The sequence below is a fragment of the Streptomyces montanisoli genome (assembly GCF_017813245.1).
In the GTDB taxonomy this organism is placed as follows: Bacteria; Actinomycetota; Actinomycetes; order Streptomycetales; family Streptomycetaceae; genus Streptomyces; species Streptomyces montanisoli.
In genome coordinates this window covers 1-9188 of record NZ_JAGIQL010000206.1, presented here as the reverse complement: position 1 = coordinate 9188, position 9188 = coordinate 1, and the positions used below count along the sequence as shown (strand labels likewise).

Genomic DNA, 9188 nt, shown 5'->3' with positions numbered 1-9188 from the left:
CGGCGGACGCTGCCGCTGCTCGCCGCCGACGTCGCGGGCGTGCTCGCGGCGATGGCCGTCCTGCGGGTCGGCAGCGTCCGCCGGGCCGGCCTGCGCACGCGCGCGGGCGCCGCGAGGCGGTCGAAGGGTTCGAAGCCGCGCGGCGTGTGGTCGCGCGCGCGCTCACGCGGTGGCGCGGCGATCGTGACGCGGCCCGTGGTCTGCCCGGCGCTGCGCGGGGCCCCCGCGGGCGAGGGGAAACCGGTGCTTTCCGTGGTCACTGGTGGATCGGCTCCCTGCGCTCGGGGTGCGGCGCGTTGGCGACCTCGCGGTAGACGTCCGCGATGGCCGCGGCGGTCAGCCGCACGTCGAAGGTGCTCAGAACGTGGTCGTGGGCCTGGCGGCCGAGTGCCGCGCGCCCCGGCCCGTCGCGCAGCAGCGCGGCGACGGCCGCGGCGAGCGCCGCGGGGTCCTCGGCCGGTACGAGGCAGCGTTCCGCGTGCCCGGGCGGCAGGGACTCGCGCGAACCGTCCACGTCGGTCAGGACGACGGGCCGGCCGCAGGCCATGGCTTCGAGCGGGGAGAGCGCCATGCCCTCCCAGCGGGACGGCAGGACGACCAGGTCGGCCGCGCGGTACCAGCGCGCGGTGTCCGCGACCGCGCCCGCGAACAGGACGGACGGCGGTGCCGCCGCGCGCAGTGACGCCGCGCCGGGACCGTCGCCGACGAGGACGAGGCGCGCGCCCGGCACCTCGCGCGCGACGCGCTCCCACGCGCGCAGCAGGACGTCCTGCCCCTTCTGCCGGCACAGCCTGCCGACACACACGACGACGGGGGCCGCCTCCGTGTCGGGCCCCGCGTCGAGGTCGAGCCCGTCCCTGCCGAGGCCGGCGAGCGGCGGCGGTGCGTCGCCGTCCCCGGCCGCGGTGTCCCGCGGCGCGGAGGGCGTGAAGCGCGCGGTGTCCACGCCGTTGCGCACGACGCGGAAGGTGGCACGCACCCCGGCGCGCACGCCGGTCGCGCGCTCCGCCTCGCTGACGCACACGATGCGGTCGCTCCAGCGCGCCGCCCACCGCTCCCAGCCCCGGGCGGCGACCGCCATCGGGCCGCCGACCGCCTCGAAGGACCAGGCGTGCGGCTGGAAGACGGTGGGCACACGGCCCCGCGCGGCGAGCCGGCCCGCGAGCCCCGCCTTCGCGCTGTGGGCGTGCAGGACGCCGGGGCGCACCGCGTCGATGATGCGGGCGGCCGAGCGGACCTCGCCGGGCAGCGCGGGTCCCGGCTGCCGGGTGGCGCGCCAGGGCCTGACCTCGGCGCCCGCGCGTGCGGCCGCGGCGGCGAGGAACCCCTCGGGCGGGCAGCCGACGACGACGCGCAGCCCGGCCGCGGCCTGCGCGGCGACCAGGTCGGCGACGACGCGCGGCACGCCGCCTTCGGTGGGCTGGACGAGGTGCAGGGCGGTGAAGCCGGTGTCGGCCCCGGAACTACCGGACGTCACGCGCACTTCGTCCCACTTCTTTCGGCTGCTGGAGGAGGGGGCGCCGTCCGGGCCCCCACACGTCGGAGGGTCCCCGGTCGGTCCCCGGGCCCCCGCCTGTACGAAGAACGCACCGGACACCACGGGGTCACGCCCTGTGCCGGATCGAACGCCAAGTCGCCCCTCACCGGCGGTCAGAGCGGGCTTCGGGTCGAACACACCTGAGCCGTGCCCACGGTTGTTCGCATAAAAGGCTTGTCTCTTGATCCGCTCAACGCCATGGGAACCCCACCCTCCGGAGATCGCGCAAATAGTCCGAAAGAGTCCCATCCGGACCGATAGGCACCTTTACAGAGCGGGCCATGAATGTGACGGAGGCACGCGGACGCACCGGGCGGCCGCCGTCGCGGCCAGGCAGAAGAGCTCAGGCTTCACTCATTCGGGGCAGCAACCGATCGGGTGCAGCCGCGTTGATCGGTACGTCGGGCATTCGCGCCCGGCGATCGTTTTGTCTGTCACACCGAGGAGCCTCATCCCCATGTCGCGTATCGCGAAGGCTGTTGTTCTGTCCACCACGGCGGTCGCCGCTGTCGCCGGCGCGTCCGGTGCCGCGTTCGCCGACGCCGGCGCGGGTGCCGCTGCCATCGGCTCCCCCGGCGTCATCTCCGGCAACGTCGTGCAGGTCCCGGTCCACGTGCCGGTCAACGTCTGCGGCAACACCATCAACGTGATCGGCCTGCTGAACCCCGCGTTCGGCAACACCTGCGTCAACGCCTGAGGCATTACGCCCTGAGGCACCCGAGGAGCCGTCCCGCCGTCCAGGCGGGGCGGCTCCTCTCCCTTTGTGCGGCCGTGCCATTGGTACGGATGAGGACGTGTCAGCCACCCGTTCGGACCGGGGCGCGTTGCGGGACACACCGGCGGACCGGACCGTGAAGTGACCGTTCCGCCGTGTCCCGAAAGGACCCCCGCACGATGCGCCCCCAGCTTCCCCTGACCGCCGCGGCCGCCGCCGCCTGCACCGCGCTCGCCCTCGGCACCGCGGGCCCCGCGGCCGCCGCCGTCCACACCCCGCACGACACCGGCCACGCCGTCCCCGCCGCGCACCAGCCGCTCCCCCGCGCCCCGCTGCCCGACGCCGCCACGCTGGCCCGGCAGATCAACACGCTCAGGGACGCGGGCGGCGTGCTGACGCCCGTCACCGACCTGCTGAGGACCGTGGCCGCGGCGAAGGACGGCAAGGTGCCCGCCGCGGAGGCGAACAGGCTCGGCGACGCCGCGACCCACGCCATCACCGCGGCGAAGCCGAAGGCCGCCGCCACGGACGCCCGGTCGGCCGCGCCCACCCCCACCGTCACGCAGGCGCTCGACGGCCTGCGGAAGTCCGTGGACGCCCTCGTCACGGCGGCGAAGGCGGGCAATGCGACAAAGGCGCGGGCGGGGACGTCGGACGCCGTGACGAAGCTCGTCAACGTGCTGGTCGCGGACGTGCTCGACGGCGGCCTGCCGAAGCCCGACCTGCCGGGCCTGCCCGCGCTGCCGGGCATGCCCGCGGCATCCCCCGAGCTGCCGTCGACGTCCACGCTGCCGTCGTCCGACCAGCCGGCGACGACGACACTCCCGGCCGACGTGCCGGCGGCCTCGACGCTCCCCGCGCCCGCGGTGCCGGGGATGGCCGGTCTCTACCGCTGACCCGCACGCCCGAGACACCCTCGTACGCCGAGCGGCCCGGAGCCGGCACACCGCCGGACCCGGGCCGCCGAGTCGTGTCGGGCCGATGGCGCGCCAACGACCGTGCGCCGCATTCGATACGCGCGGCACGCCAGTCCCAGGCGTAAGAGTGGCACCGGCGGAATTCGGCCGTACCGCAGTTTCCCCCGGTGGCGCGGGCTCGTTAGGGATGACGCAGTCCGACGCGAAAGAAGGTTCACGCACATGAAGTCCATGAAGGTTGCCGCGATCGTCACCGGTTCCCTGGTCGTGCTGGGTGGAGCGGCCCCGGCCTTCGCCAACGGCCTCACCCCCTCGAGCCTGAACGGCGGGATCAACGAGATCGCCGCCAACGGCCTGCGGAGCGGCTCGCCCATCAACACCAACGCGCTGGACACGGAGAACAAGGGCTCGCTGGTCAACGCGGTCAGCGACACGGCGCAGAGCCTGGGCAAGCAGAAGCAGGCCAAGAAGCAGGACAAGGCAGGAAAGGCGAAGACGGGGTCGGACGCCGGCCAGGGCGTCGGCTCCCTCCTCGGCGGCCTCCCGCTCGGCGGCTGACAGCCGGCGCCACCGGCGCCAGGCGCCGGTGGCGCCGGTTTACGCCAGGCGATGGAGTTTCGGTGGGTTGCCGGGTCGCTCTCTCCGTAGAGCCGAATCGGTACATAAAGTGAAAAAACCACCGAAGAAAGGTACAGCGCATGAAGGGCATCAAGAAGGCGGCCGTGGTCGTCGCGACCGCCGGTATCGCCGCGTTCGCGGCCGCCGGCACCGCCTCCGCCGACGCGGGTGCGGGCGCCGTCACAGCGGGCTCCCCCGGCGTCCTGTCCGGCAACACGGTCCAGGTCCCGATCCACGTGCCGGTCAACGCCTGCGGCAACAGCATCAACGTGATCGGCCTGCTGAACCCCGCGTTCGGCAACGGTTGCGTCAACCGCTGATCGGTTCGCGACCCACCTCGTAGGAACGGCTTGTTCTCCCCCTCGGGAACACGACGGAGCGGCTGTGTGGAGTTGGGGCTCCACGCAGCCGCTCCGGCTTTTCCCGATTGTCCTGACGGCCCGTCCGGGGCTCAGCTCGTCCAGAAGTCCCACCAGCGGGTCAGCACGAGCATCCCGATGCCGCCGAGCCACAGCAGCGGCGGCATCCAGTGGAACTCGGTCAGCGCCGAGCGCAGCCAGGCCGGTGCGGGGATGATCCTGTTGCGGACGTTGTGCACGGTGACGTAGCAGAACATCAGCGTCGTGCCCGTCCAGGCCAGGCAGCACCACAGGCACAGCGCGTTGATGTCGTACAGCGACTGCACCTGGAGCCACGAGCAGAAGCCGACGCCGAACAGCGTGCCGCCCTGCAGCCCGAGCCAGTACCAGCGGCCGTAGCGCGCGCCCGCGAGGATGCCCATCCCGATGGCGATCACCACCGGGTACGTCGCGAGGCCGAGCATCGGGTTGGGGAACCCGAAGACCGAGGCCTGCGCGCTCTTCATCACACTGCCGCAGGACACCACCGGGTTCAGGCTGCAACCCGGCGTGAATGCCGGGTCCTTGAGGAGCTTGAACTCGTCCAGTGTGATGACCCAGGCGGCCAGCAGGCCCATGAATCCCGAAACCACCAGGAGCGCGCCGAACCCCCGGCTGCCGCCGTACCCGGCCGCACCGCCCTCGGGATCCGCGCCGCGCGCGTGTGCTGCCCTGCCGTTGCTCTCACTGCCGGCGGATTCCCTGCCGGCGACTGCCGTTGCCATACGGACGACGCTATGCCCGCGGGGGTCGACACCCGTCCTGAGAGCGGTGGTTTCACTGGAACGAGGGAGGCCGGCCCGGCAGGAAAATCAGATGAGACACACGCTCGAAGAAGCGTTTCACCCGTACCTCGCCCCACCCCTCAAGGCAGTGACTCCGGTGCGCGGTCCGCGTTGTCCGTGCATGGAGACCCTCCACGCCCAGCGCCGTGAAAGCCCGCAGGACACCTGGACGCCGGCACACGCCGAGCCCGCCCGCGGCCGCACGCCCACACCCATCTACAACGCGCTCGTGCGGGAGTGGGGGGCCGCGGGCCGCACCGTCCCAGCGAGACCCACCACGACCGGCTCGGGGTTCCGCTTCCCCACCACCCGCTGACGTCGCGCCCGGGTCAGGCCTTCAGACCGTCAGGCAATCAGGCCGTCAGACTGCGGACAGGGACCAGGCAGTGTGCCGCGCTGAGCAGCACCTCGTCGTCGCCGACGAACGCACGCAGCTGCTCCTCGGTCACCGGCCGCCCGGGCACCGCGTCCGTCCACGGCTTGGTGGCCACGATGAAGTACACGTGCCCGACCCTGCGCGCGTCCTCCTCCCACTCCGGCGGCACGGGGCACTGCGCGTTCAGGTACGGCATCGTCAGTACCGCGCGTCCCGCCTCGACGAGCAGGGTGATGGCGGTCGACGGCTTGTCCGCGAGGTCCACGACCTCCTCACCGGGGCGCAGGCCGATCTCGCCGAGCACCGTGCGCAGGGTCTCCTCGCCCGCGCCCGGGCCCTCCCGCCCGTCACCGAGCGAATAGGCCAGCAGGAAGGGCGCGTTGCGTTCGCCCTCGGCGGGGTCGCTGGTCCAGGGGATCACCGAGAGGGTGCCCATGAGAGGAACGTACGAAGCGGTGTTGCCAGTAGTCATATTCCGGCACATTAGCCGCCTTTGGGCGAGCCTCTGAACCCGTCTCACTCGACCGGGTGATGCCGGCGAGACGGCTCGCCGTCACAGCGTCACGGGTGTGAACGAGACGGGCAGATGGGCGGGCACGCGGGTCCAGGGCGACGGGCTGGGCGCGAGGTCGGCCGCGAGGACGGTGAGTTCGATGTCCGGCAGCAGGTTGAGCACGGTGCGCACCGCGGTACGCGCGATCAGCCGGGCGGGCAGCTGCGCGGGGCAGCGGTGCGGCCCCGCCGAGAACGCGAGATGGGCGCGGTTGCCCCAGTCCTCGCTCTCGTCGGGGCCGATGCGCGGGTCGTCGTTGGCGGCGGCGATGCCCATGACCAGGCAGTCGCCGCGGCGCAGCCGCCGGCCGCCGAGCGTGGTGTCGTGCAGGACGTACCTGGCCGGCATGGCGTGCATCGGCGGTTCACGCCACAGCGCCTCGTCCAGGGCGTCGTCGACCCCGAGGCGTCCGCCTCGCACCTGCGCGGCGAACCTGGGGTCCGTGATCATCATCCGCAGCGTGTGCGCGATCCAGGAGATCGCCGGCATGTTGGCCGCGATCAGAGTCAGGTGCATCGCCGCGAACCGCTCCTCGTCGGTCCTGAGGTTGGGATGGTGCGCGAACGTCCAGGTCAGGTCCTGCTCGGGGGCGCGCCTCGGCCGGCTGAGCATGTCGCCGATGATGCGGTGCTGGGTCTGGTACGCGGTCTCCGAGTCGGGTCCCGAGCCGACGACGCCGTACACCGTCCGCACGAGTTCCTCGCTGCGCGCGGTGTCGAGGCCGAAGAGGCCGGCGAGGGACATCATCGGGGCGAGCGCCGCGTACTGGCTCACCAGGTCGGCGCGGCCCTGGGCGGCGAACTTCGCGACCAGACCGTGGCAGCGGCTCTCGATCTGGCGCCGCGCCGCGCGCTCGTTGAGCCGCCCGACCCCTTCGTCGAAGGGCGCGCGCATGCGCCGGTGCTCGGCGCCGTCCTCGTGGTAGCAGACGGGGTGGTAGCGCATCATCGGCATCAGCGGGGAGTCGGGCGAGATCCGCTGCTCCCTGATGGCGTGCCAGTTGCGCGGGTCGCGCGAGAACAGCTGCTCCATGCGCGTCACGACGAGGAGTTCGGGGTAGCCCATCACCAGCCAGGCCGAGAGGCCGGGCTCCAACTCGACGGGTGCCAGGGCGCCGTGGCGTGTCCGCAGCTCGCGGTAGACCTCGTGCGGGTCGGACGAGGAGACGACGGAGGTCAGCGGGACAGGCCGCGCGGTCGCGCCGAGCGCTCCGAGCCCTTCGGACGCGCCGCCGTGCGCGACGGGGCAGGCGGGCCTCGCCGGGTACGGGCCGGTCGCCTGCGGGCCGGGGCCGTGGACGCCGGTGGTGTGCGTCCCACCGCCGTCCCCGTAGCCGCCGTCCCCGTAGCCGCCGCCGTCCCCGAAGCCGTCGCCGTCCCCGAAGCCGCCGCCGTGGCTCTCGTCGCGGTGGGCACCGTCGCGGTAGCCCTCCGGGTGGCTCGCGCCGCCGTGTCCTGCCTCGTCGTACGTGCCGTTGCCGCGAGGGCCCTCCGCGCCCGTTCCGTGCGTGCTCACAGGGCGGCTCCCGGGGCCGTGACAGGGGCGGAGACCGGGGCCGGGACCGATGCGGGGAACGCCTCGCTGTCCAGCACGTGTTCGACGAGGGTGATCAGCACACCCGCCGCCGATCCGCGGTCCCGCGCGTCACACGTCACGATCGGTGTCTCCTCCAGGAGGTCGAGCGCCTCGCGCAACTCCTCGGTCGCGTAGGCCTGGCTGTCGGGGAAGGTGTTGACCGCCACCGCGAACGGGATGTCGCGGATCTCCAGTTGTTCCAGCACGTCGAAGCTGTCCTCCAGCCTGCGGGTGTCGATCAGGACGAGCACCCCGAGCGCGCCTTCGAGCAGCCCCTCCCACAGGTCCCAGAACCGCCGCTGGCCCGGCGTGCCGAACAGGTAGAGGACGATGCGCGGGCTGAGCGTCACCCTGCCGAAGTCCATCGCGACGGTGGTCGTCGTCTTCGAGTCCATCCCGGCCAGGTCGTCCACGCCGACGCTCGCCTGCGTCATCACCTCCTCCGTGCGCAGCGGCGTGATCTCGCTGACGGAGCCGACGAGGGTGGTCTTGCCGACACCGAACGCGCCGACGACGGGGATCTTGACGGCCTGCTGGACAGTGTCGGGCAGGTAGCGGTCAGCGGAGCCTACGGAGACCATCCAGTACCTCCTGGAGCAGTTGCGGGTCGGGCAGTACGGCCTGCGGCACGCCGGAGCGCGCGATGAGGTGACCGCTGTCGACCAGGTCGGACGCCACCACCTTCACCAGGCTCACGGGCAGTTCGAGGTGGGCGGCGGCCTCGACGAGGGACAGCAGCCGCTCGCACATCCGCACGAGGGCGCGCTCCTCCCTGGTCGCGGAGACCGGCAGGGGCGCCTCCGCCCCGGTGGCGACCAGCAGGGTCTCCACGCCGACCGTGTTGCGGGTGGGGCGCGTGCGGCCCTTGGTGATGACGTACGGCCGGAGCGCGGCGCACCCCGCGTCCGGGCCGTGCCCGGCGTGCGCCTCCCCCGCTCCGGCCCCCGCGGACCCGCTCACGCAGTGCCCTGCCGGGGCGGACTGCTCAGATGCGTGGCGCCGATCTTCATGACCTGCGCCTGCATCTGCCGGGCCACGAGCTTCGGGTCCACGACGGGCCCCGTGACCACGGCGAGGTGCGCGCCGTGCGCGCTGCGCATGAAGAGGAAGCCGCCGTTGAACTCGACCATCTGCTGGTGCACGAGGCCGCCGTCCTTGCCGAAGTCCCGGCCCAGGCTGCGGCCGAGGGAGAGCAGCCCCGAGCAGTTCGCGGCGAGCCGGTCGGCCGCGTCCCGGTCCATCCCCTCCGAGCTGGTCAGGAGGAGTCCGTCGGCGCTGAAGACGATCACCTGCCGCACCCCGGGGACGGCGGCGACCTCGGCGATCATCCAACTCCGCTGCTCCGGCTGAGCCACGTAACTCATAGTCAGGTCCGTCCTTCTGTGGGATCAGGATGTCGGGGGGAGGGCGGGGCGGCGGACGTGCCGGCACGACTGCCCCGCCCGGTCACGGGGCGGCCGGGGGCGTGCCGTCGTCGCCCGCGGGCCGCGGGTGCGGCGGGTCCTGCCGCTCCTCCCCGCCCTCGAAGAACGCGGCCATCCACTCGCCCGCCTCCTCGGGTGTGCAGGGGGGCGGTGTCGTGCTCGACGGCTCCGCCTGCACTCGCAGGGACTGGTCTCCGCGGGCGGACCTGCGGCGGGGCAGCCGCCGGGCGCCGCCCGGCGGTTCTGCTGCGGCGCCGGGGCGCGGCTCGGGCACGAGCGGTCCAGGGGTG

The 9188-nt window shown here is 73.2% G+C and carries 13 protein-coding genes and 1 pseudogene; 5 read left to right on the top strand and 9 right to left on the bottom strand.

All coding sequences use genetic code 11. The features are described from left to right. The coding region (locus JFN87_RS29660; protein ID WP_209345034.1) for a hypothetical protein at positions 1 to 260 on the bottom strand (260 nt) is incomplete at its 3' end. Beyond that, positions 257 to 1477: a glycosyltransferase gene (locus tag JFN87_RS29655; RefSeq protein WP_307865643.1), complete on the bottom strand. Its 1221-nt coding sequence runs from the start codon at positions 1475 to 1477 to the stop codon at positions 257 to 259. The genes JFN87_RS29655 and JFN87_RS29660, both read right to left, overlap by 4 nt. A 517-nt stretch (positions 1478 to 1994) precedes the next feature. On the opposite strand from JFN87_RS29655, the gene JFN87_RS29650 reads away from it, so the two are divergent. The 4 genes from JFN87_RS29650 to JFN87_RS29635 all read left to right on the top strand — a co-directional run bounded on the left by JFN87_RS29650 (position 1995) and on the right by JFN87_RS29635 (position 4107). Further along, positions 1995 to 2234 carry a chaplin gene (locus JFN87_RS29650; RefSeq protein WP_209345030.1) on the top strand — a complete coding sequence of 80 codons (240 nt, stop codon included), beginning with the start codon at positions 1995 to 1997 and terminating at the stop codon, positions 2232 to 2234. Positions 2235 to 2431: 197 nt separating this feature from the next. Further along, the gene (locus tag JFN87_RS29645; protein WP_245182519.1) at positions 2432 to 3148 is read left to right on the top strand and encodes a hypothetical protein; all 717 of its coding nucleotides are present in this window, start codon (positions 2432 to 2434) and stop codon (positions 3146 to 3148) included. 243 nt (positions 3149 to 3391) lie between these two features. Further along, positions 3392 to 3727, top strand: coding sequence for a hypothetical protein (locus JFN87_RS29640; RefSeq protein WP_209345028.1), 336 nt, complete (start codon positions 3392 to 3394; stop codon positions 3725 to 3727). Between the two features lie 140 nt (positions 3728 to 3867). Beyond that, the gene (locus JFN87_RS29635; protein WP_209345026.1) at positions 3868 to 4107 is read left to right on the top strand and encodes a chaplin; all 240 of its coding nucleotides are present in this window, start codon (positions 3868 to 3870) and stop codon (positions 4105 to 4107) included. 131 nt (positions 4108 to 4238) lie between these two features. Here the strand turns inward: JFN87_RS29635 and JFN87_RS29630 are convergent, their stop codons facing one another. After that, positions 4239 to 4910, bottom strand: coding sequence for a vitamin K epoxide reductase family protein (locus JFN87_RS29630; RefSeq protein WP_209345024.1), 672 nt, complete (start codon positions 4908 to 4910; stop codon positions 4239 to 4241). A 181-nt stretch (positions 4911 to 5091) separates the two neighbouring features. On the opposite strand from JFN87_RS29630, the gene JFN87_RS29625 reads away from it, so the two are divergent. Continuing rightward, a complete protein-coding gene (locus tag JFN87_RS29625) occupies positions 5092 to 5286 on the top strand; it encodes a hypothetical protein (protein ID WP_209345022.1) in 195 nt (64 codons plus the stop codon). A 37-nt stretch (positions 5287 to 5323) separates the two neighbouring features. Here JFN87_RS29625 and JFN87_RS29620 read toward each other — a convergent pair whose 3' ends face one another. The 6 genes and pseudogenes from JFN87_RS29620 to JFN87_RS29595 form a co-directional block, all read right to left on the bottom strand. After that, positions 5324 to 5818, bottom strand: coding sequence for a DUF5949 family protein (locus tag JFN87_RS29620; protein ID WP_209345020.1), 495 nt, complete (start codon positions 5816 to 5818; stop codon positions 5324 to 5326). 81 nt (positions 5819 to 5899) lie between these two features. After that, on the bottom strand, positions 5900 to 7414 hold the full coding sequence (locus JFN87_RS29615) for a cytochrome P450 family protein (RefSeq protein ID WP_307865642.1): 1515 nt from the start codon (positions 7412 to 7414) through the stop codon (positions 5900 to 5902). After that, entirely contained in the window at positions 7411 to 8055 is a 645-nt protein-coding gene (locus JFN87_RS29610) for a GTP-binding protein (RefSeq protein ID WP_209345019.1), read from the bottom strand. Before JFN87_RS29610 ends, JFN87_RS29615 begins: the two co-directional genes overlap by 4 nt. Next, the gene (locus JFN87_RS29605; protein WP_030897828.1) at positions 8033 to 8347 is read right to left on the bottom strand and encodes a DUF742 domain-containing protein; all 315 of its coding nucleotides are present in this window, start codon (positions 8345 to 8347) and stop codon (positions 8033 to 8035) included. The genes JFN87_RS29610 and JFN87_RS29605 overlap by 23 nt, the downstream gene beginning before the upstream one ends. Positions 8348 to 8430: 83 nt before the next feature. Further along, positions 8431 to 8838 carry a roadblock/LC7 domain-containing protein gene (locus tag JFN87_RS29600; protein ID WP_209345016.1) on the bottom strand — a complete coding sequence of 136 codons (408 nt, stop codon included), beginning with the start codon at positions 8836 to 8838 and terminating at the stop codon, positions 8431 to 8433. 82 nt (positions 8839 to 8920) lie between these two features. Then, positions 8921 to 9188 (bottom strand): annotated as a pseudogene (locus tag JFN87_RS29595) (hypothetical protein); the annotation flags it as partial.